Annotated in this window: 24 protein-coding genes; 11 read left to right on the top strand and 13 right to left on the bottom strand. The window is 69.1% G+C overall.

Going from position 1 to position 19,557, the window contains the following annotated elements; genetic code table 11:
• Positions 1 to 5: 5 nt before the first annotated feature.
• From RT655_RS13455 to RT655_RS13445, 3 genes are all read left to right on the top strand, one after another.
• The gene (locus tag RT655_RS13455) at positions 6 to 926 is read left to right on the top strand and encodes a hypothetical protein (protein ID WP_313537636.1); all 921 of its coding nucleotides are present in this window, start codon (positions 6 to 8) and stop codon (positions 924 to 926) included.
• A gap of 116 nt (positions 927 to 1,042) precedes the next feature.
• Entirely contained in the window at positions 1,043 to 2,347 is a 1,305-nt protein-coding gene (locus tag RT655_RS13450) for a phage tail tip lysozyme (protein ID WP_313537634.1), read from the top strand.
• Positions 2,344 to 2,667: a hypothetical protein gene (locus RT655_RS13445; protein ID WP_313537632.1), complete on the top strand. Its 324-nt coding sequence runs from the start codon at positions 2,344 to 2,346 to the stop codon at positions 2,665 to 2,667. Before RT655_RS13450 ends, RT655_RS13445 begins: the two co-directional genes overlap by 4 nt.
• 4 nt (positions 2,668 to 2,671) lie before the next feature.
• On the opposite strand, the gene RT655_RS13440 is transcribed toward RT655_RS13445, so the two are convergent.
• Positions 2,672 to 3,052, bottom strand: coding sequence for a hypothetical protein (locus RT655_RS13440; protein WP_313537630.1), 381 nt, complete (start codon positions 3,050 to 3,052; stop codon positions 2,672 to 2,674).
• Between the two features lie 121 nt (positions 3,053 to 3,173).
• On the opposite strand from RT655_RS13440, the gene RT655_RS13435 reads away from it, so the two are divergent.
• The gene (locus tag RT655_RS13435; RefSeq protein ID WP_313537627.1) at positions 3,174 to 3,644 is read left to right on the top strand and encodes a hypothetical protein; all 471 of its coding nucleotides are present in this window, start codon (positions 3,174 to 3,176) and stop codon (positions 3,642 to 3,644) included.
• 11 nt (positions 3,645 to 3,655) lie between these two features.
• On the opposite strand, the gene RT655_RS13430 is transcribed toward RT655_RS13435, so the two are convergent.
• Genes RT655_RS13430 through RT655_RS13375 form a run of 12 tightly spaced genes read right to left on the bottom strand, consistent with a single transcriptional unit; the run spans position 3,656 to position 14,380 of the window.
• A complete protein-coding gene (locus RT655_RS13430) occupies positions 3,656 to 4,216 on the bottom strand; it encodes a hypothetical protein (RefSeq protein WP_313537624.1) in 561 nt (186 codons plus the stop codon).
• Complete coding sequence (locus tag RT655_RS13425) at positions 4,213 to 4,668, bottom strand: hypothetical protein (RefSeq protein WP_313537621.1); 456 nt, start codon at positions 4,666 to 4,668, stop codon at positions 4,213 to 4,215. Before RT655_RS13425 ends, RT655_RS13430 begins: the two co-directional genes overlap by 4 nt.
• Complete coding sequence (locus RT655_RS13420; RefSeq protein WP_313537618.1) at positions 4,658 to 5,977, bottom strand: FliI/YscN family ATPase; 1,320 nt, start codon at positions 5,975 to 5,977, stop codon at positions 4,658 to 4,660. The genes RT655_RS13425 and RT655_RS13420 overlap by 11 nt, the downstream gene beginning before the upstream one ends.
• Positions 5,974 to 6,561, bottom strand: a complete 588-nt coding sequence (locus tag RT655_RS13415) for a FliH/SctL family protein (protein ID WP_313537616.1) — start codon at positions 6,559 to 6,561, stop codon at positions 5,974 to 5,976. The genes RT655_RS13420 and RT655_RS13415 overlap by 4 nt, the downstream gene beginning before the upstream one ends.
• On the bottom strand, positions 6,558 to 7,034 hold the full coding sequence (locus tag RT655_RS13410; RefSeq protein WP_313537613.1) for a hypothetical protein: 477 nt from the start codon (positions 7,032 to 7,034) through the stop codon (positions 6,558 to 6,560). The genes RT655_RS13415 and RT655_RS13410 overlap by 4 nt, the downstream gene beginning before the upstream one ends.
• Positions 7,031 to 7,795: a type III secretion system inner membrane ring lipoprotein SctJ gene (sctJ, locus tag RT655_RS13405; RefSeq protein ID WP_313537610.1), complete on the bottom strand. Its 765-nt coding sequence runs from the start codon at positions 7,793 to 7,795 to the stop codon at positions 7,031 to 7,033. The genes RT655_RS13410 and sctJ overlap by 4 nt, the downstream gene beginning before the upstream one ends.
• A complete protein-coding gene (locus RT655_RS13400; protein WP_313537607.1) occupies positions 7,792 to 8,214 on the bottom strand; it encodes a hypothetical protein in 423 nt (140 codons plus the stop codon). Before RT655_RS13400 ends, sctJ begins: the two co-directional genes overlap by 4 nt.
• Positions 8,215 to 8,216: 2 nt before the next feature.
• Positions 8,217 to 8,525 carry a hypothetical protein gene (locus tag RT655_RS13395; protein ID WP_093295479.1) on the bottom strand — a complete coding sequence of 103 codons (309 nt, stop codon included), beginning with the start codon at positions 8,523 to 8,525 and terminating at the stop codon, positions 8,217 to 8,219.
• Positions 8,522 to 9,742: a hypothetical protein gene (locus RT655_RS13390; RefSeq protein ID WP_313537603.1), complete on the bottom strand. Its 1,221-nt coding sequence runs from the start codon at positions 9,740 to 9,742 to the stop codon at positions 8,522 to 8,524. The genes RT655_RS13395 and RT655_RS13390 overlap by 4 nt, the downstream gene beginning before the upstream one ends.
• Positions 9,739 to 11,577 (bottom strand): type III secretion system outer membrane ring subunit SctC, encoded by a 1,839-nt coding sequence (sctC, locus tag RT655_RS13385; protein WP_313537600.1) that lies wholly within the window; start codon positions 11,575 to 11,577, stop codon positions 9,739 to 9,741. Before sctC ends, RT655_RS13390 begins: the two co-directional genes overlap by 4 nt.
• The gene (locus RT655_RS13380) at positions 11,574 to 13,535 is read right to left on the bottom strand and encodes a flagellar biosynthesis protein FlhA (RefSeq protein WP_313537597.1); all 1,962 of its coding nucleotides are present in this window, start codon (positions 13,533 to 13,535) and stop codon (positions 11,574 to 11,576) included. The genes sctC and RT655_RS13380 overlap by 4 nt, the downstream gene beginning before the upstream one ends.
• A gap of 2 nt (positions 13,536 to 13,537) precedes the next feature.
• Positions 13,538 to 14,380, bottom strand: a complete 843-nt coding sequence (locus RT655_RS13375; protein WP_313537594.1) for a lytic transglycosylase domain-containing protein — start codon at positions 14,378 to 14,380, stop codon at positions 13,538 to 13,540.
• Between the two features lie 475 nt (positions 14,381 to 14,855).
• Between RT655_RS13375 and RT655_RS13370 the strand changes: the two genes are divergently transcribed.
• From RT655_RS13370 to RT655_RS13340, 7 genes are read left to right on the top strand one after another with little or no spacing between them, the layout of a single operon-like run.
• The gene (locus RT655_RS13370; RefSeq protein ID WP_313537592.1) at positions 14,856 to 16,013 is read left to right on the top strand and encodes an EscU/YscU/HrcU family type III secretion system export apparatus switch protein; all 1,158 of its coding nucleotides are present in this window, start codon (positions 14,856 to 14,858) and stop codon (positions 16,011 to 16,013) included.
• A gap of 24 nt (positions 16,014 to 16,037) precedes the next feature.
• Positions 16,038 to 16,358, top strand: a complete 321-nt coding sequence (gene fliO / locus RT655_RS13365) for a flagellar biosynthetic protein FliO (protein ID WP_313537589.1) — start codon at positions 16,038 to 16,040, stop codon at positions 16,356 to 16,358.
• On the top strand, positions 16,358 to 17,275 hold the full coding sequence (locus RT655_RS13360; protein WP_313537587.1) for a FliM/FliN family flagellar motor switch protein: 918 nt from the start codon (positions 16,358 to 16,360) through the stop codon (positions 17,273 to 17,275). Before fliO ends, RT655_RS13360 begins: the two co-directional genes overlap by 1 nt.
• Positions 17,272 to 17,970, top strand: a complete 699-nt coding sequence (gene sctR / locus RT655_RS13355) for a type III secretion system export apparatus subunit SctR (RefSeq protein WP_313537584.1) — start codon at positions 17,272 to 17,274, stop codon at positions 17,968 to 17,970. Before RT655_RS13360 ends, sctR begins: the two co-directional genes overlap by 4 nt.
• Before the next feature lie 12 nt (positions 17,971 to 17,982).
• Entirely contained in the window at positions 17,983 to 18,249 is a 267-nt protein-coding gene (gene sctS / locus RT655_RS13350) for a type III secretion system export apparatus subunit SctS (protein ID WP_019368943.1), read from the top strand.
• Entirely contained in the window at positions 18,246 to 19,073 is an 828-nt protein-coding gene (gene sctT / locus RT655_RS13345; protein WP_313537572.1) for a type III secretion system export apparatus subunit SctT, read from the top strand. The genes sctS and sctT overlap by 4 nt, the downstream gene beginning before the upstream one ends.
• Positions 19,070 to 19,450 carry a helix-turn-helix transcriptional regulator gene (locus RT655_RS13340; RefSeq protein ID WP_313537569.1) on the top strand — a complete coding sequence of 127 codons (381 nt, stop codon included), beginning with the start codon at positions 19,070 to 19,072 and terminating at the stop codon, positions 19,448 to 19,450. Before sctT ends, RT655_RS13340 begins: the two co-directional genes overlap by 4 nt.
• The last annotated feature ends 107 nt before the right edge of the window (positions 19,451 to 19,557 follow it).

Here is a 19,557-nt window from a genome sequence, read left to right as displayed (position 1 = left end):
GAGCCATGAGCCGCCGTCTCTGCATTCTCGTCGCGCTGATGCTGGCGGCCGCCCCGATCGGAGGATGCATGGCCGCCGCGCCTTCCTGCTACACCAAGCGCGCCTCGGTGGTGCTGCCTGACCGCAACCGCGTCCTCGCACATCTGAGCAACGGGGCGTCCGGCCGCGCGCTGGCCGAGGCGATCTTTGATGGCCGCGTCGAGGATGCGCACGCGATGCTGCTGCGCGATCCGCGATTGATCGGCACCGCCGTCGTCGACGATCCCAAGGTGCCCCAGCCCCCGGCTGGCCAATATGGTGACCTCCTGACCTTTGCCACGGCGCGCTGCGATGCTGATGCCGTGACGATGCTGTTCGCCGCGGGCATGCCCAAGGACGGCGTGAAGCGCGGCGCGGCGCTGTCACTGGCAATCCTGGCGGACAGCCCGGCGATGGCGGAGCAGCTGCTCTCCGCGGGCGCGTCGCCCGATCCGCAGGTCGGAGGTGGCGAGAGCGCGATGCGAAACGCGATCGCCTTCGGCCATCTCGGCGGGGTGATGACGCTGCTCCGCCACGGCGCCGATCCTCGGCAGGCCGATCGCTTCGGGATTGATCCCGTCCGCATGGCGATGGATGCAGAGCAGGCGGAGATCGCCGAACTGCTGGTCGAGAAGGGCGGTACGCTGTGGAGCGTTGCCGACGACGGCAGCATGGCGGCGCACGCGCTGCTCGTGCCGCCGGTGATCTTCAGCAGTCCCGAGATGCTCGCCGCCCGCACGCGCCTGATCGAACGCGGCCGCAACGCCGGCTTCGGCTGGCCCCCGCCCGACCGCGCGACCGTCAAGCAGCAGATTGCGCGTGGCAACTGGCCGACCCCCGCGATGGCCAAAGCGGGGATGACGGTCGCCCCTTCGGTGCGGGAGCGGCTGCGCGCGGCTGAGCACTAGCGCCGCTGCCGCCGAAGCGGCCTGATCGCCCCGCTGGCGTGCGTCTAAACGAATCGTCGAGAGACACGATCAGGGTCCGATGCGACCGTAGCTCCGACAGTTCAGGGAGGCGTTCCATGCTCGACTCAATCAGCCGCACCGGCACATCCGGTGGTGTCCGCAGTGCCCCCGGCGGCGGTTACACCGTCCGCCATGGCGATACGCTGTCGAGCATCGCGGCGCGGAACGGTGTGTCGCTCGCGGCGCTGCGCGCGGCCAATCCGCAGATTCGCAACCCCAATCTGATCTTTCCCGGCCAGACGATCGCGCTGCCGCAAGCGGGAAGCGGCAGCTATACGGTGCAGGCGGGCGACACGCTTTCGGGCATCGCCGCGCGGTTCGGGCTCGACTGGCACGACCTCGCGCTCGACAACGGCCTCGCCAATCCGGGGATGATCCTGCCCGGCCAGACGCTACGTCTGAACGGCGGCGGCGGCGCCCGTACCGGCGGCACCGAAGCGACAGGCGGCGCGACGAGCGGCGGCACCGGACGGAACGCCGCCGATATCGCGCGGCAATATCTCGGCCGCAACGCCGCCGAACTGCGCGGCGACCGCAGCGACAATCTCCCGATGAATGCCAATGTGCCGGCCAATGTCTGCTGCGCCAACTTCGTCTCGGCGGTGCTCACCGAAGCCGGGCAGCTGCCGGCCAATCTCCATACGGATTCGGTCGCGCAGCTCGACACGACGCTGCGTGCGCAGGGCTGGACCGAAGTGAGCGCGGCGCAGGCCAAGCCCGGCGACGTGGTGATCATCCAGGGCGGCGGCGTATCGCATACGGTGCTCTATGCGGGCAACGGCCAGACGATCGGATCGAACAACCGCAACGCCGACGGCACCCAGAAGGTGACCACCGGCAACCTCTCCTGGGCGCTGTCGCACGGCGCCAAGATCCTGCACGCGCCGAATTCGGTCACCGCACCTGCCAGCGCGGGCGGCACGGCCGGTGTCGGCGCGCCCTCGGCCACGCGCCAGGGGCGGATCGACCAGGCGATGACCTATTTCCAGGCACAGGGCTGGACGCGTGCGCAGGCGGCGGGGATCGTCGCCAATCTCGACGCCGAAAGCCGCATGGAGGCCAATATCCGCCAGACGGGCGGCGGCCCCGGCTATGGTCTCGGCCAATGGGAAGGGCCGCGCCAGGCCGACTTTGCGGCCTTCTCCGGGCACGACATCCGCAACTCCACCTTTGAAGAACAGCTCGCCTTCGTCCAGCACGAGCTCAAAGGCACCGAAAGCGCCGCGGGCCGCCGCCTCGGCCAGGCGACCAGCGCTGGCGACGCCGGCGCTATCGTCTGCCGTTATTATGAACGGCCTGCCGATATCGTCGGCGATTCCGCCTACCGGTCGCAACTGGCCAACACCATCTTTCAGCGATGATCCTGCTCCCCCTCGCCGCGCTGGCGGCCGCTGCCGCCGCCGAACCCGCCACCTGCGTGTTCGACATTGCCCCTCCCGAGCCCTGCACGCTCCAGGTGGAGGCCGGGGCGGGCGGAACCACCCAGCTGCGCGCCAAGGGCAGGAGCGGCAAGCAGGTCGTCTTCGCCGGCAAGCGCGCGAATGGCTGGTGGGCGGGATCGCTGGACGGCACGCCCGCGATGGGGTTCGAACGCAATCGCGGCCATGTCGCCTTCTCTACGCGCGCGCTCGACCGCAGTTTCGAATATTGGACCCGCGGCAACGCGCACGGGACCTATTGAGCGCTCAGCCGAAGATCGCCTTCGGCGCGCCGTGCTTCTCCGCCCAACCCGACCAGGCGACGTCCGTGGGCCCCAGCGCCTCCTCGATCACGCGCCAGCCCGCGCCCGAGCGGCGGAACAGCGCGACATAGTCCTTCGAGATCATGCCCTCAGCCGCCGCCGAGGCGAGCGGGGTGCCCGCATAGCTGATCGGGCGCCCCGCTGCGTCCTGCATCGTCGCGACCAGGAACACCCATTCGCCTTGGTGACCCAGCGTGCGGACCAGCAGCCTGGGTGTCTTGCCGATGCGGCGGGCGATCGCATGGTGCGCGGCATCGAGGATGGCGGCGCGATCGGCGGGCACGACCTCGGCCGCAGCGGCGGCGATCATGAGAAAGATCATCATGCAAACTCCCGCAAACGGCGACATGGTTCCGTAGCACCCCCTAAGCGATTCGTGGAGCGCGCGGGCGGCCCCGACCCGCTATCCAGGCTGGCATGTTCCATTCCACGGACGAGATTCGGCGATGACCCAGCCCATCGGAACCACTGGCGCCCGTGCGAGCGCCATCGGCCCCATCGGCACTGCCGGCAGCACCCCCGGCGCGCTCGCCGGCCAGGCGATGACGGTGCTCAGCAACCGCGTCGCGGGCACCGTGACACGCGAACTGGGCCTCGTGCAGGGCGGTCGATCGCCGCTGCGGGCCGGGGACGCCTATGGCACCGAAGGCGTTGCGCGCGACCTCGCCGCGACACTGAACGCGAGCCCGGCCGATGCCGGCCGGCTGTCGCGGGCACTGAACGACTTCACCAGCGAGGTCGCGTCGCTGGTCGCCGCAAGCCCGACGAGCGATGTGCTCGATCGGCTTTCCGGCCTGGGCTATGCGCTGCTCGATCCCGATGGCCGGCCCGGGATGAGCGACAGCGACAAGGTCATCGCGACGATCGACTCCGCCATTTTCCAGCTGCGCGGGGATCCGACGCGGGTCGATCGCTGAGCGACGCGGCCTCAGCGCCGCGTCGCCATCGGCATCGGCATCGCGCTGCCCTGGACGCCCACCTTTCCGACGCGCACCTCGCGGCGCAACAGCCGTTCGTGCAGTTGCTCGCTCCACTGCGCAGCCACCGCCGGCGGGACCGCGGCAGAGGGGATCAGCAGCACATTGACCTGCCCTGCCAGGTCATGCCCGAGCATCGCGCCTTCCACCTTGTAGCTGCCGAGCGGCAGCGACAAATGAATCTCGGGCTGCGCGGTCTTGCTGACTTCGGCGATGGCGGCGGCGATGCGGTCGAGCTGGGCGTGCTGGGCGGGATCGACCGCCCCCGCCGCCGAGGGCCGTGCCGCCACCGCCAGTGTCGCGAAGTCGCGGGGCGCGACCATGGTCCCCGCCCCGTCCGCCTTGTCCATGCCCGGATCCTTCGCGGCCCGCTTGCCCGCATGGCGCGAGAGCGCATCCGCGAACGCCTTGCGCTGCTTGGGCGCGGCTTCGGGCTCCCCCTTTACCGGCGCATCGCGCTGGGGGGCTGCGGGCTTGCTCTGGACGGAGCCGCTAGTCGGAGCGCCGTTCATGCCCAGCCTCGCGACAGGAGAAATGCCGCAGCTTCGGAATCGACGCGATCCTCGGCACGCCGCTGCTCGGCGCGGCGGAGGGTCTGGTGATGCGCGGCGACGCTCTCGCTCCGCACGCGGTGCTGGTCGAGCGCGCGGCCCGCGGCCCCCTGCGCATCGGTGGCGAGCTCGTGCCGCGCGCGCTGGTCGCTGGCGCGCGCGGCCGCGCCAATTTCCTCGGCCACCCGCTGGTCGAGCCAGAGCCGGGTCTGCGGACATGCCGGGCTGGCCTGGAACAGCAGCCGGGCGTCGGAACGCTCGCGTTCCGCCGCCGTCCGTGCAGCCTCGGCAGCGCCGGCCGCGGCCTGCGCCTGTTCGGCGGCCTCTCGCGCCTCGATCAGCGCGCGGGTGAGGCGCTGCTCGCGCATCTGCGCGATGCGCGCCAGCACGGGCGCGCGATTGTCAGCGGGCATGGTCCATCTCCTCGAAGGTGCGCAGCCGGGCGATGCTCTCCCCCAGCGAGGTGCGTTCACTGCCGGACTGGCGCAGATAGGCGGCGATCGCCTGGCGCTCGGCGAGTGCGCGATCGGCCAGCGGATCGCGGCCGGGCTGATATTCGCCGATCTGGACGAGCAGTTCGATCTCGTCGAGCTTGGCCAGCATCGCCCGCAGCCCATGCGCCGCGCGTTGCTGCGCCCCGCTGGTGAGGCGCGGGAACAGGCGTGAAAGGCTGCCCAGCACGTCGATCGCGGGATAATGCCCCCGCGACGCCAGCTTGCGCGACAGGACGATATGCCCATCGAGCAGCGAGCGTACTTCTTCGCCGATCGGGTCGCCCTCCTCATCCTCCAGCAGCACGGTATAGAGCGCGGTGATCGCGCCTTGCGCCGCGGTGCCGCTGCGCTCGAACAGCCGGGGCAGTTCGGCGAAGACCGAGGGCGGGAAGCCGCGGCGCACCGCCGGCTCGCCCGCCGCCAGTCCAATCTCGCGAAGCGCGCGGGCGAAGCGGGTGACGCTGTCCATCAGCAGGAGCACGTGCCGGCCCTCGTCGCGCAGACCCTCGGCGATGGCGGTGGCGACATGCGCCGCGCGCACCCGCTCCATCGCCGGGCGGTCCGACGTCGCGACGATCACCACCGAGCGGGCCAGCCCCTCGGCGCCCAGCGTTTCCTCGATGAACTCGCGCACCTCGCGGCCGCGCTCGCCGATCAGCGCGATGACGATCGCATCGCACTGGGCGTTGCGCGCCAGATTGGCGAGCAGCGTCGACTTGCCGACGCCGGCGCTGGCGAAGATGCCGACGCGCTGGCCGATGCCGATCGGCATCAGCCCGTCGATCGCGCGGATCCCGGTCTCCATCGCCGCGTCGATCGGGCGGCGGTGCATCGGGTTGGGTGCGTCGCCATGGATCGGTCGGTCGGTACCGCGGCGCACGCTGCCCAGGCCGTCGAGCGGCTGGAGCCGGGCATCGAGCACGCGGCCCAGCATGTCCGCGCCATAGGGCACGCGATCCTCGCCGCTGCGCAGGATGACGTCGCTGTGCATCGACAGGCCGCGCAGATCGCCCAGCGGGGTCAGGATCGCGCCGCCATCGGCGAGGCCGATCACCTCGGCCCAGAGCGAGAAGCCGGTTTCGGCATCGACGATCTCGCAATTCTCGCCGATGCGGGCGCGCACGCCGGTGACGCGCAGCGTCGTGCCGAGCGCGCCGACGATGCGGCCATGCTGCTCGAACATCGGCGCGGCATCGAGCGCGCGGAGCAGCGCCAGCGGATCGCTCATGCCACGCCCCAGCGCTTGGCGAGCGTCTCGAGTTGGACGGAGAGGCTGGCGATCACCTGCCCCTGCTGGGTGCGGATTGCACACTCCTGCGCGCCAAGCGCCGGGTCGGGAAGGATGCTGACCTCAGGAAGTGCCTCCAACCGTGCTGCCACCTTCTCGGCCAGGTCGGGCGCCACGGCGACGATCACAGCCCCCTGCGGCTGCAGGCGATCCAGCGCGCGAGCGACTAGCGCGGGCATCAGCGTCGTATCCTCCAGTTCGCCCAGCACGGCATGGACCGCCGCCAGCGCCGCCTCGGCAATCTCGCTGCGCCGTGCTTGTTCGTGCGCGTCGATAGCGGCGGCGAACTGCGCGATCTCGCGCGCGAGCAACTCGTCGATCTCCGCCTGCGCGCCGCTGAGGGCAGTGTTATACGCTTCGTCCCGCGCGACGTCCGCCGCCTGCAGCGCCCTTTCTTTCGCCTCCCCCACCGCGCCGAGCAGCGCCACCGCGTCGCTGAAGGACTGGCGCTCGTCGCGCTTGATCACCGCACGCTCGCTGAACAGCAGCGCGGCATCGTCGGCATGGACGAGATGATAGGTCATGCAAGGCTCTCCGCAATGACATGGGCGCGCGCCAGCAGGTCGCGCGCCACGGCATCGTCGCGCGCGCCGGGGAACTGGTCCTGCAAGGCGAGCGGCAGGGCCGCTTCCAGCAATTGCGTGCCGGCGGCGAGCACGCGCTCCGGCGGCGGCAGCTTCTCGGCGCCCGCCATCTCCGGCACCTCGGCTTCGCAGACCGCGTCGAACAGCGGCTCGCCCACCGCCCCCGCCAGCGCGGCGAGCCGCGGGCCCGACAGCTCGGCATCGATCGCCCGGCGGTGGCGCAGCAAGCCGGCCGCCGCGGCGATCCGCGCCCGCTGCTCCTCGGAGGCATCGAGCCAATCCGGCAGCTTGGCGAGGTCGCCGAACCCCACCGACGGCTGCCCGCTCACCCGGCGGGCAAAGCGGGCGCCCCGCCCCAGCCCGCAATGCCGGACGAGCAGCGCCAGCTTGGCGCTCCGCACCTCCCGGTTCACCGCTGCACCGTATCCGGCAGGCTGGTCCGGGGCTTGCGCATCCGCCACAGCCCGCGTCCCGCAATCGCCAGCACGATTAGCGCGACCAGGCCGGTCGCCCCGCGCATCAGCGTCGAGACCGACACCATGCCTTCGCTTTCCGGCAGCACCGGCGCCGCCTGGGCGGGCACCATCACCACCGAGACCCGGTCATAGGTGAGCCCCTCGATCGAGTTGGTGACCAGCGACTTGATCGCGCCGGTCTGGCTGCGCAGATCGAAGCCGGTGCGATACTTGACGAACACCGACGCGGCCGAGGGCTTGGCCTCGCGTGACAGCGGATCGGCTTCGGGCATGGTCAGGTGCACCCGCGCCTGCACCACGCCGTCGATGCCGCTGATCGTCCTGCTCAACTCCTGCGAGAGGCCGTAGATCAGCCGCGCCCGCTCCTCCAGTGGGGTGGAGGTGAAGCCCTCCTTCTTGAATACCGAGCCGAGCGAGTCATAATCCTCGTGCGGCAGGCCGTGCGCGCGCAGCGTCTCCACCGCGCGTGCGAAATCGGCCTGGTCGACGGCGATGCTCCACTGGTCCTTCTCCCCCGCCACCTTGGTCGCGGTGATGCCGGCCTGGTTGAGCACGGCGATCATCTCGTTGGCGGCCGGTTCGGTGAGCTTGCCATAGACTTCCTGCCGGCTGCAGCCGGCAAGCCCGAAGGCGGCGATCACCAGCAGCGGCGCGGCGATCCGCGCCTGCAAGCGGCGTGCGGGGGCGCGGCCGCTCATTGCTGCTTGAACAATTGCTGCACGCCGTCCGAACTCCGGTTGGCGATGTTGGAGGTAAGCTGCGCCTGGAACATGAATTCGGAGCATTTCATGTTGAGCTGCACCATCTCGCCCGGGGTCAATTGCCCGCCGCTGGCCTCGGCCGTCTCGGCATAGCGCGAGACGGCACGGGCCTGGACGTTCACCTGGTCGAGCGCGTTGAACATGCCCTTCATCGCCGGCGGGATCGGACCGGCGGCTACGGTGCCCTGCACCCCGCCCATCTTCTCCAGCGCCGCCTGGAAGCGCGCATCGAACTGCGGCGTGGTGGCGCCGCCGGCATGGCCGCCGGGGGCGAGCAGCTCGAAGGCGCGCGAGACGCCATTCGTGCCCTGCCCCCCGGCCGGCGCGACCAGCGCGCCGATCGCATCGATGCTCATCGTCAGTTCTTCCGCGCCATGGTTTCGAGCGCCTTGGAGACGCTGTCGATCGAGCTGTGCGAGCTGTTCGCCATGAAGCTCATCCGCATCGACTCGGTGGTCAGCTGGGTGATGTCGGAGGGCTTGTCGCCGCCCTGGCTCACCACGTCGGACTGGGCGGTGATGGTGTCGGCCTGGGTGTCGAGCGCCTTGCCCCAGGCTTCGCCGAACGCCTCGAACCAATTGCCCTTGCCGGTGCGGCTTTCGGTGGTGCCCATATTGCCGAGCGAGGCGATCGTGCCGAGGACGGCGCTGTTGATCGGGTTGGTCATTGGGTGGTCACTCCGTTGGTGTCGCCGCCAGGGGTGGTGGAAGGTGCCGGGGACGGCGGCGTGCTGGGTCCCAGGACGAGTTCTTCGATCCGGCCGTCGCGCTCGAAGCTGGCGCGGCCGTTGCCGATGGCGACGATGCGGTGGCCGGTGGGCACCGTGGCACCGGCGAACCAGCGGGTGCCGTCGGCGGTGGTGATGTAACCGGGGTCGCCGTCGACGAAGGTGGCGAGGCCGTATTCCGAGCCCGAGAAGAAATATTGGAGGTCGCGGTCGCCGCGCTTGCCGTCGGTGGCGAAGTCGACGCGGGTGATGCCGGGCACGTCTTCCTTGATCAGCCGGGCGAGATCGGCCTGGCGATCGGCGGGGAGGAATTCGGCCTTCACCATCAGCGTGTTGCCGCGGCGGGGAATGGCTTCGGCATCGACCCCTTGCGCACGCAGCAGGTCGGTGGCGGCGGCGGCGAGACCGTCCATCGTCTCCACGTCGAGCGTTGCCGGGCCGATCTGCTCGGCGACGACTTGGCGCAGCCGGGCGAGCGCGGCGTCGTCTTTGACAATCCCGCGCACGATGGTGCCGTTGCGGGTTTCCTCGACCTTCAGGTCCCGGAAACCGGCGGCGGCGAGCATCGCCTGTTCGCCCGCCGTGTCGTGCAGCTGGTGCGTCGCCCAGCGGACGGCGGGCGGTGCGAACAGCAGGAGCAGCAGCAAGGCCGCCACAGCCGCCGCATAGGCGGGCCAGTACCGATCCAATGCCAGCGCCCCGCGCATCGGGTAGAGCCGGGTCGCCATCCGCTCGGGGATCGCGGCGCGCTGCGGTGACAGAACGGGTGCATCGGAAGCGGCGGGCGCAACCATCGGCGCGAGGCGGATAGCATCGTCCCAGCGCGTATCCTCCGGTTCACCGATCGCGACGGCCACCGAGCCGATCAGCATCGGCACGAACGGCGGCAGCGAGGCCTGCTCGCCCGCCGCGACCGGACGCCCGAGCAGAGTCACCTGCCCCGCCGCCACCCGCACGCAGGCCATACCCTCGCCCAGGTCGAGCTCGAGCGAGACGCCGCGCGCGGAAGGATCGCGCAGCACGATGTCGTGCTCGAACCCATGCCCGACGCGGACGAACTTGCCCCGGTGCAGCCGGTGCTCGGCGCCCGACAGGCGGCCGTTGAGCACCCGCAGCACCATGGTGCCGGGCTTTACCGGGGCGAAGGGCGCGTTCACCGGCGGGTCCTCCGGCGGCGCTTCTGATGATGATCGGCAGCAGCCTGGATCTGCTCGATCGGGATCGGGTTGGTGGCGGAGGTCGGCTGCACCGCCGCCGCCTGCTGCTCGCGGCGCGAGACGACGCGCGGGGTGATCAGGAAGATGCGCTCGAAATGCTGGTCGCCCTTCTTGCGCTTGCGGAAGGCCTGGCCGAGGATCGGCACGTCGCCCGCGACCGGCACCTTCGACTTGTAGTCGTACGAGGTCTCGACGGTCATGCCGCCGATCAGCAGGCTCTCGCCCTGCTTCACCACCGCGCTGGTGTTGATGCTGCTCTGCTTCACCGCCGGGATGCCGTCGACGACGAGGCCCGTGGGCGAGCCGTCGAGGATCTCGATCGCCATGCGGGTGCGCAGTTCGCCACCGTCATAGAGGATCGACGGATTGACCCGCATCACCATGCCCGCCGTCACCGGGAACAGGTCCACCTGCCGGTCGCCGGCGACGCGGACATAATATTGCACCTGGTTGTTGAACACCGCGGGAATGTTGTTGAGCGTGCTCAGCCGCGGCCGCGAGATCACCCGCAGCGCGCCGGTCTTCTCCAGCGCGGTGATGCGCGCGGCGAACAGGTCGAGGCCGCCGGTCAGATACGCCGCGCCGACATTGCCGCTAGAGAAATTGTTGGTCGGGTTGGTCGCATTGCCGCCGAACAGCGCGCCCAGGCCGCCGGTCTTGAAGCCGAAGTCGAGCCCCAGTTCCTTGAGCTTGCTGGTGTCGAGCTCGAGGATCGTCGCCTCGATCTCCACCCCGCGCGGTTCGACGTCGAGCGCGCGGACGATGTCTTCATAGACCGTCATCGATTCGGGTCGATCGCGGATCAGCACGGCGTTGTTGCTGGGGTCGACCTCCACACGCGGCCCGTTGATGTCGCGCACCGCCGCCTCGCGCACCACCACGGTGTCGAGCCCCGGCGTGCCCTGCTGGTCGAAGCTGCGCTGCGCCTCATCGGGCGGCACGGCGTTGAGGCCGCGGCCGCCAAGCCGGGGGAGCGACTGGCGCTCGGCCTCGAAATTGCCGCTGGTGGAAACCGTCGAACTCGGCCGCCCGTCGCCCATCATGCCGCGCAGGATCGATCCGACCCCCGGAATGGTGATGGTCCGATCGAAGCTCTTCTGGATCGTGTCGTCGGCGCGGGCATAGCGCAGGTAGAAGATCCGCACCTCATAGGGCGAGCGCGTGGTTGCGCCGCTCAGCACCTTGGAACGGAGCGGCGAGCTGGTCACCGTCTCCAGCGCCGCAGGTCCCAGCAGCGGCGAGACGATCGGTGCGTTCGAGGCCGTGGCAGAGGCCTGGATCATCGCCGGATTGCCCGCGGTGCCCGCAAGCTGCGCCACCCGGTCGAGAAACGCGGGCACGCCGGTGGCGCTCACCGAATTGCTCGCCGCCGCGACGCGATTGGCGTCATCGAGGATGCGCAACTTCTGCGCGTCGCGTACCACCGCGTCCGGATTCGCCGCCGTGAAGCTGCGCGACGTCACCTCGGCCGCCGAATACACGCGCACCACCGCGCCGTCATAATAAGCGACGAGGTTGAACGCCTTGGACAGCTGGGTCCAAACCTGGCGGGGCGTGCCCACGAACACGCCGTTGACCTTGCCGGTCACCGCCGAGCTGACCTTGGCCTTGATCCCGGCCTGGCCGAACAAGTCGATCACCGCGACATCGACGCGCTGGTTGCGCGCGGTGAGCGTGATCCGCTTCTGCCCCATGGGCGGCGTCTCGGCAGGCGCGGCGACGGGCAGCAACGCCGTACAGGCAAGCAAGGCAAGGAAGCGCGAAGCGCGGATCATAGGGAAACCTCGTCCGACATCTGGTTGGTCAGGCTCTCCGGCGCGGCGTTGATTTCGCCGACAATGTCGAGCGGCACGGCCGGATTGAGCTCGTTGAAACTGATCACCGGCACGGCGAACAGGTCGCCCGCGATCAGCAGGCGGAGCGGCCGGCGGAGATCCTGCGCGGTGAGGATCGCCCGCGCGCCGCTGCTGGCGACCTGGGTGGAGAGAAGCGCAATGAGTGCGCGCATCTGGTGCGGGTTGATCGCGAGGCGCATCTGGCCGTCGACCGGCGTGACGGTCTGGCGGATGGTCTCCTCCAGATCGGCGCCGACGATCAGCACGCGGAGGCGTCCGGCCTCGCACAGCGGCGCTATCAGGTGGCGGCGCATCGCCACGCGCACCCGCTCGGCCATCGGCACGGCTTCGCGCTCATATTGACCGACTTCGCCGATCGCTTCGATCGCGTCGCGGAAGTTGCGCAGCGGCACGCTCTCCTCAGCGAGCAGGCGCAGCACTTCGCCGATCCGGCCGGTGGGCACGGCGCGCACCGCCTCCTTGACGACTTCCGGATGCGTCTCGCCGAGCCGGTTGAGGTGGTCGGTGACCTCCTGCAGGCCGAGGAACAGGCCGAGATTGCGCTCGAGAAGCTGCGCCACGCGCTCCGCTGCCACGTCCGGCAATGCACCGGCGTCGGTCGCGCCGCCGCCGAGCGGGGCGTCGTGCGCGCTCAGCAGCCACTCGCCTTCGTTCAGCCGCGCATCGGGCACGACGCGAAGGTCGGGGATGGCGATGCCGGTCCGCATCTGGAGCGCCGCGGCGCCCTCGCGCAGCCGGTCCGCCAGCGCGGCGAAGGCGGGATGCTGCGGCGGCAGGCCAACGGCAAGCCGCAGCGGATCGACTACCGGCAGCGCCTGCGCCGCGATCAGCGTCTCCCCGGTCGCGACCGCCGTCTCGCCCGAGGCAAGCCCCAGCCGCGCCCGCAGCCAGGCGCCCGAGGTCGGGTGGAGAAACGCCCCGCCGAGCAGCAGCGCGCTCGCCAGCGCGAAGAAGATCAGCGTCGGGAAGCCCGGCACCAGCCCGAGCAGCATCGCGAGACCGCCGGCGATCATCAGCACATGCGGTTTGCCGGTGATCTGCCGCGCGATCGCGGGGCCGAGATCGGCGTCGCTTTCCTCATCCGTGGTGCGCGTGACCAGCAGGCCCGCTGCCATCGCCGAGAACAGCGCCGGCACCTGCGCGACCAGCCCGTCGCCGATCGTCAGGATCGAGAAGGTCGTCGCCGCCTCGCCCGCCGACATGCCGTGGTAGAGCATCCCCACCGCCAGCCCGCCCAGCAGATTGACCAGCACGATGATCACCGAGGCGATGGCATCGCCCTTCACGAACTTCATCGCACCGTCGAGGCTGCCGTGAAGCTTGCTCTCCATCTCCAGCGTGCGGCGCTTCTCGCGCGCCTCGTCCTTGGAGAGGATGCCCGAGCGCAGGTCGCTGTCGATCGACAGCTGCTTGCCCGGCATCGCATCGAGGCTGAACCGCGCGGCGACTTCGGCGACGCGCTCGGCCCCCTTCGAAATTACGATGAACTGGACGATGGTGATGATCAGGAACACCACCAGCCCGACCACGAGATTGCCGCCCGCGACCATCTGCCCGAACTGCTGGATGATCTCGCCGCCATCGACATGGGTGAGGATCATCCGCGTCGTCGAGATGCTGATCGCCAGGCGGAACAGCGTGGAGAGCAGCAGCACCGTCGGGAAGGTCGAGAAATCCAGCGGCTTGGTGACGTACATGCAGCTGAGCAGCAGCAGGATGCCCACCGTCATGTTGGTGGCGATGAACGCGTCGAGCGCCAGCGGCGGCATCGGCACGATCATCAGCAGCACGACGGTGACGACGCTGCCGACCAGCAGCATGTCGGCCACGCGCAGGGGCATGCGGCGCAGGCCGCGCAGGATCAGGGCTGGGGCCATGGTCAGCGGCTCCGCGCGGCCTGTTCGGCGAGCAGCCGGCTATACCGGCCCATCACGCCGGCCACATAGGACTGGGTCTCGCGGTACGGCGGGATGCGGTTGCCATAGCGCCGCACCGCACCCTCGCCCGCATTATAGGCGGCGAGCGTCAGGTTGAAATCGTTGAACCGGCCGTGCAGCTGGCGCAGCAGCCGCGCGCCGCCATCGACATTGGCCTCGGCATTGGACGCAGACACGTTGAGCATCCGCGCCGTTCCCGGCATCAGCTGCATCAGGCCGTGCGCGCCGACCGGGCTGCGCGCATCGGCACGATAGCGCGATTCCTGGTCGATCACGGCATGGAGCAGCAGCGGATCCACCCGCCGACGCGCCGCGACCCGCTGGATCATCGCATCGTAGCGCGTCGCATAGGATACCGGCCGCATCGCGAGGATCGTTGCGTCCGAAGCCGAGACTGCGGTCATGCCGCCAGGCTCCTGGCGCAGCGGTGCGATCGCCGCGACGCGGAGGGTAGACGCCGAGACAGGTTCCGCCTCGCGGCGCTTCTTGCCCGACACCAGCTGGAACGACGCAGCACGATCCCCGGAGGAACTCTCGTCGGCCTCCGGTGCGATGCGCACGTCCTTTGGCATTTCTGCCGGGGTACCCGGCGCAACGACGATGTTGCTGCACCCCTGAAGGGACTGGATCCCCGCCAGCGACGCCGCATCCGCCACCCGCAACGTCGCGGTCAGCGCACAAGGCGGCGGCGGCGGGGTCTTGTCCCGCGACCATGCCGCTTCCGGAATAATCATCGCCGCACCGCACAGGGCCAGCGAGGAAACGCTAAGAACTACTCTACACATTGCATCGCTCTCCAGCCGATGGCGCTCTTGGCCAACAGTTGTCTCAGCACGATGCCCCACAATTCCCAGCCTGCTCGTCCAGGAACACCTATAGGCTGTCGCGATTTTCTTACAATTTCAAGTCTGTATTCAGAAATATTTCGCAGTGTTACGCGCCGACGAATCGAGCCAATTCGTCGATGAACCGTGGAACGCCTCGTTTTTTCCAAATTGCTGACAAGCCTGTCAGCACCGTTGATCGCCGCCAAACAACCATCCGCCGTGATTCGGCTCGTCGCACATCGTTTAATATCAATAGGTTAGCCTGTTCGTTTGACGTCCGGCACGGAATTTGCCTGTTGCTTATGGGAACCGGTTACAGGATTTTAAGGATGTTGCTGCCCCGCCCCACGGGCAGACAATGTGTCGACCTGCTCGACCTGCCCGGACGCTCCGCGACTATACGCGCACTGTCCGGCAGCGAGAGTTCAACTTGATGAGCCAAGGCAAGGACAGCGCGGACAAGAGCGAGCTTCCGACGCCGAAGCGGCTGCAAGATGCGCGCAAGAAGGGTGACGTCGCCAAGTCGAAGGATTTGGCTACCGGCCTTCTTACGCTCGCCTGGCTGCTGCTCTTCGTCGGCGTCTCGGGCTATGCCGCGAGCGAGCTCGCGCGCCTTGCCACCAATGTGGTGGCGCAGGCGGCGACAGGTTCGTTCGAGCAGACCGCCCCGGCGGTCGGCTGGGATGCGGCCTGGACGCTGCTGCGCATTACCTTCGCCACGCTGGTCCCCGCCGCGCTGATCGGCACCTTCGCCGAATTCGTCCAGGTCGGTCCGATGATGACGACCGAGAAGATGAAGTTCGGGTTGGAGAAGCTGAACCCGATCGAGGGCTTGAAGCGGATGTTCGGCAAGGACGGCCTGTTCGAACTTGCCAAGACGCTGGTGAAGGCAGCGCTGATCTGCGCGATCGGCTATCTCGTCTACCAGAGCGCGCTGTCCAGTTCCGGCCAGCTGATTCGACTCGCCGCAACCTCGCCCATCGATGAATCGCGCGAAGGTACCGCGCTGAGCACGATCGGGCTCACCTATTCGCTGACGCTGCAGATGCTGGCGATGGTCGTCGCGGTGTTCCTGTTCGTCGCGGTCGCCGACCGGATCTATTCGAAGCACAGCTTCATCAAGAAGATGAAGATGAGCCGCCGCGACATCAAGCAGGAGCACAAGGAGAGCGAAGGCGACCCACAGGTTCGTGCGCTCCGCCGCGACATGCACCAGGAATGGGCGAACCAGAACAATATCGGCGCCACGCGGGGTGCCGCCGCACTGCTGGTGAACCCCACCCATATCGCCATCGCGCTCAACTATGACGAGACACACTGCCCGGTGCCGGTGATCGCCGCCAAGGGCATGGGCGAGCTCGCCGCCGCGATGCGCGCCGAGGCGGAGGAAGCCCGCGTGCCGATCGTCCGCAACGTCGCCGCCGCCCGCAGCCTGTGGGCACGCGGCGAGATCGGCGAGATCGTCCCCGAGGACATGTTCGATGCGATCGCCGCCGTGATCCTCTGGGCCGCCAAGGCCAAGAGCGGCGACGGCCCGATGCAGCACGACATGGATACCGCCACCCCGCGCCTCGCCGCGCGCCAACGCTGACCAGACCGGAGAACCAATCGCATCATGGGAATCGGAGCCGTCCTATCCTCGATCCTCGCCATCGTCGTGGCGCTTGCCCTGGTATTGGGCATGGCCTGGGGCGTGATCTGGCTGCTGAAGAAGCTGCAGGATCGCCAGCTGGGCGTCGCCGCCAATTGCGAGAGCGACACGCCAATCCGCTTCCTCCGCTCGATGCCGCTCGGGCAGCGCGAGCGGGTGGTGCTGCTCGAAGCGCGCGGTGAGACGATGCTGGTCGGCGTCACCGCCGGATCGGTAACATTGCTCGCCCGCTGGCCCGAGGGTCAGGCGCCCTCCAAGCCGATGCCGTCGCCGGTGCGCTTCTGATGGCGACCATGCTTCGCCTCGACGCGCTCGACCTGCCCCGCGTCGATCCGGCGCGCGACGCACTGGCAGCTGCGGTAGCGCGCCTGCTCGAACATGCCGGTTTTGCCGTCGAGATCGTCGCGGCGCCACCGCGGGGCAGCTGGTTTCGCTGCGCCGACGGCACCCGGTTCCGCCCCGGCGGACCGGTGCTGCACCCGGAGCGGATCGCCGAAGCTGCCGCCGCGCTGGACGATGCCGAGCCGATGCTGCTCGCGCTGGAACAGGTGCTGGGGCTGCAGCTCGAGCCCGAAGACCTCGGCAGCGCATCGGCCGATGCCTCGCTGCATTTTGTCCTGCGCCGCGAGGATCGGGATGCCGCGCTGCTGGTGCCCAGCGACCACCCGCATGCCCCGAACTGGCGCGCCGAGGCGGACGCCCTCACGCCGCTCGCCGCGCGTCTCCCGATCCTCGCCCACCTGCTGGTGCAGGGGCCCAGGCTCGGCATCGCCGAAGCCGGCGACCTCGCCCCCGGTGATCTGGTGCTGATGAGCGCCCGCCCCCGCGCCACGCTCGAAGCCCCGCATTTCCGCCAAGCCGGTCAGTTCGACCTCGCCGCCGGCAGTTTCACCCCGCATCCCGATGGAGCGCCCATGGAATCCAGCGACGCTGCCCCCTCCCCCCGCGATTTCGCCGTGCCCCTCACCCTCCGCCTGCCCGAGCAGCGGGTCAGCGTCGCGGCGCTCGCCGATCTGCGCCCGGGCGTGGCGCTGCCGCTCGGCCCCGTCTCCGAAGGCATGGCGGTGGAGCTGCTGGTCGCCGGCAGCCCGCTCGCGCGCGGCGAGCTTGTCCAGCTCGGCGACCGCTTCGCGGTGCTGATCGAGTCCCGCGTCGATCTCGTCGAAGCTTCGGTCCAGCAGCCGGTGGAGGTGGAGGCGTGAACCTCGCCCAGTTTACCCCCGGCTCGGCGCTGATCACGGTCGTCCTGATCGCGCTCGCCCCGTTCTTTGCGGTGATGGTTACCAGCTTCACCAAGATCGCGGTGGTGCTGAGCCTGGTGCGCAATGCGCTGGGGCTGCAGCAGGTGCCGCCCAACCTGGTGCTCAACGGCCTGGCGCTGATCCTCAGCGTGTTCGTGATGTACCCGACGCTGGAGAAGATGCAGGCCGCCGCCGCGGTACAGGGCCCGGCCACGCCCACCATGCCCGGCGATCCGCCCGCACAGGCCGAAAACCCGATCGAGAGCACCGGCGACATCTTCGCCACCGCCGATCGCGCCAAGGAGCCGCTACGCGAATTCCTCCTCAAGCACAGCGATCCGCGCGAGCGCGCCTTCTTCCTGCGCACCCAGCAGCGCATCGGCGATCCGGGCAAGGTGAGCAGCCTGCGCGACACCGATTTCGTGATCGTCATCCCGGCGTTCGTGGTGAAGGAGCTCAAGCTCGCCTTCCAGATCGGCTTTCTGATCTTCCTGCCCTTCCTCGTCATCGACATGGTGATCGCCAACATCCTGCTGGCGATGGGCATGATGATGCTGTCCCCCGTCACCATCTCGCTGCCGTTCAAGATCCTGCTGTTCGTGCTGGTCGACGGCTGGGTGAAGCTGAGCCACGGGCTGGTGCTCTCCTATGCCTGAGGAGGCGCGCGCATGAGCGACGATCTGGTTGCCGTCACCACCCAGGGGCTGTGGCTGGTGCTGCTGCTCTCGGCGCCGCCGATCATCGCGGCGTCGGTGGTGGGGCTGCTCGTCGCGATCGTGCAGGCGGCAACCCAGCTCCAGGAACAGACGCTGCAATACACGCTGAAGTTCTTCGCGATCGTGATCAGCATCTTCGTCACCGCGAGCCTGATGGCGGGCACGCTGTACAGCTATGCCGATTCGATCTTCTCCGGCCTCGCGGCGGTGGGGCGATGATCGAAGCGATGCCCCCCGGCGTCGGCGTGCCGCTGTTCGCGGCGATGCCGTGGCTCGACCAGTTGCTGGTGGTGGCGGTCGCCTCGGCGCGCTTCGCCTTCGCCTTCGTGTTCGTGCCGGTCTTTTCGCGCGAGGTGATGCCGGGGACGGTGCGCAACAGCATCATCGTCACCTTCGGACTGGTCGCGCTGCAGATGCAGCCGGATTTCCACCCGAACGACATGTCGGCGATGGGCTGGCTCAAGATGCTGCTCAAGGAAGCCGCCGCCGGCGGCGCGATCGGCTTCTTCTTCGGCACCGTGCTCTGGGCGCTGGGTGCCGCGGGCGAGATCATCGACACCAAGGTGGGTGCGACGATCGGGCAGCTGGTCGATCCGTTGAGCGGCAATACCAGCTCGCTCACCGGCATCCTGCTCAGCCGCTTCGCCGAGGTGGTGTTCGTGACTGCGGGCGGACTCACCCTGCTCGTCGGCACGGTGATGGGCAGCTACCTGATCTGGCCGCTCGGCCCCGGCGGGCTGCAGCTCGATGCGCGCGCGCTGATGTTCTTCGAGGGCGAGTTCGGGCGGCTGTTCGCCCTCGCCTTCCTGTTCGCGGCGCCGGTGCTGACCGTGCTCTACGTGATCGACCTGGCGATGGGCTTCCTCAACCGCTTCGCCCAGTCGTTCAACGTCTTTTCGATGGCGATGCCGATCAAGGCCGCCGCCGCCACCTTCGTCGTCATCCTCACACTCCCGCTGCTCGCCCAGGCAATCCTCGCCGATCTCGGCACGCGCGAGGAGATTGCGGGCGGCGTCCTCCAGCGAACGGCCAAGCCCCAATGACCAGCGCCACCGCCCTCCGCGCGCCCTCGCCTCCTCAGAGCGATGCCGAGCAGCTCGCCCAGCTGATCGCCGAGTTGCGCGCCGCCGAGCAACGCCGCGGCGCGGCCACCCGCGAGATCCGCATCGGCGAGTTCACCGTGCCCGGGTGGCGGGTGCCGCTGCTCCATCTGGCGGGGCTGCAGACGCTGACACGCAACGAGGCGGCGGTGCTCCGCTTCCTCGGCTGGGGCCGCGCCAACGGCGATATCGGCACGTTGCTCAACATGACCGAGAACACCGTGCGCACCCATATGAACAACGCGATCCGCAAGCTCGATCTCGACGGTGTTCGCGAACTCAACAGCCTGGCAGGACTGCTCTTCCTGCCGCTCGAATGACCGCGCGCCTCCACGATTCGTTGAGCCCGACTAAACGAATCGTGGAGCGCGCGGGGCGCCGATCCGGGGCACTTTGTTCTCGTACCGGCGACACGGTGTCGGCGGCT

The sequence above is a fragment of the Sphingomonas sp. genome, from assembly GCF_032114135.1.
GTDB lineage: Bacteria > Pseudomonadota > Alphaproteobacteria > Sphingomonadales > Sphingomonadaceae > Sphingomonas.
Note: the sequence above shows the minus strand (reverse complement) of the source record. Positions and strands in the feature narration are given on the sequence as shown.

Coding starts and splice junctions, on each gene's coding strand:
- RT655_RS13455 (WP_313537636.1), top strand. CDS start 6: ATGAGCCGCCGTCTCTGCATTCTCGTCGCGCTGATGCTGGCGGCCGCC.
- RT655_RS13450 (WP_313537634.1), top strand. CDS start 1,043: ATGCTCGACTCAATCAGCCGCACCGGCACATCCGGTGGTGTCCGCAGT.
- RT655_RS13445 (WP_313537632.1), top strand. CDS start 2,344: ATGATCCTGCTCCCCCTCGCCGCGCTGGCGGCCGCTGCCGCCGCCGAA.
- RT655_RS13440 (WP_313537630.1), bottom strand. CDS start 3,052: ATGATGATCTTTCTCATGATCGCCGCCGCTGCGGCCGAGGTCGTGCCC.
- RT655_RS13435 (WP_313537627.1), top strand. CDS start 3,174: ATGACCCAGCCCATCGGAACCACTGGCGCCCGTGCGAGCGCCATCGGC.
- RT655_RS13430 (WP_313537624.1), bottom strand. CDS start 4,216: ATGAACGGCGCTCCGACTAGCGGCTCCGTCCAGAGCAAGCCCGCAGCC.
- RT655_RS13425 (WP_313537621.1), bottom strand. CDS start 4,668: ATGCCCGCTGACAATCGCGCGCCCGTGCTGGCGCGCATCGCGCAGATG.
- RT655_RS13420 (WP_313537618.1), bottom strand. CDS start 5,977: ATGAGCGATCCGCTGGCGCTGCTCCGCGCGCTCGATGCCGCGCCGATG.
- RT655_RS13415 (WP_313537616.1), bottom strand. CDS start 6,561: ATGACCTATCATCTCGTCCATGCCGACGATGCCGCGCTGCTGTTCAGC.
- sctJ (WP_313537610.1), bottom strand. CDS start 7,795: ATGAGCGGCCGCGCCCCCGCACGCCGCTTGCAGGCGCGGATCGCCGCG.
- RT655_RS13400 (WP_313537607.1), bottom strand. CDS start 8,214: ATGAGCATCGATGCGATCGGCGCGCTGGTCGCGCCGGCCGGGGGGCAG.
- RT655_RS13395 (WP_093295479.1), bottom strand. CDS start 8,525: ATGACCAACCCGATCAACAGCGCCGTCCTCGGCACGATCGCCTCGCTC.
- sctC (WP_313537600.1), bottom strand. CDS start 11,577: ATGATCCGCGCTTCGCGCTTCCTTGCCTTGCTTGCCTGTACGGCGTTG.
- RT655_RS13380 (WP_313537597.1), bottom strand. CDS start 13,535: ATGGCCCCAGCCCTGATCCTGCGCGGCCTGCGCCGCATGCCCCTGCGC.
- RT655_RS13375 (WP_313537594.1), bottom strand. CDS start 14,380: ATGTGTAGAGTAGTTCTTAGCGTTTCCTCGCTGGCCCTGTGCGGTGCG.
- RT655_RS13370 (WP_313537592.1), top strand. CDS start 14,856: ATGAGCCAAGGCAAGGACAGCGCGGACAAGAGCGAGCTTCCGACGCCG.
- fliO (WP_313537589.1), top strand. CDS start 16,038: ATGGGAATCGGAGCCGTCCTATCCTCGATCCTCGCCATCGTCGTGGCG.
- RT655_RS13360 (WP_313537587.1), top strand. CDS start 16,358: ATGGCGACCATGCTTCGCCTCGACGCGCTCGACCTGCCCCGCGTCGAT.
- sctS (WP_019368943.1), top strand. CDS start 17,983: ATGAGCGACGATCTGGTTGCCGTCACCACCCAGGGGCTGTGGCTGGTG.
- sctT (WP_313537572.1), top strand. CDS start 18,246: ATGATCGAAGCGATGCCCCCCGGCGTCGGCGTGCCGCTGTTCGCGGCG.
- RT655_RS13340 (WP_313537569.1), top strand. CDS start 19,070: ATGACCAGCGCCACCGCCCTCCGCGCGCCCTCGCCTCCTCAGAGCGAT.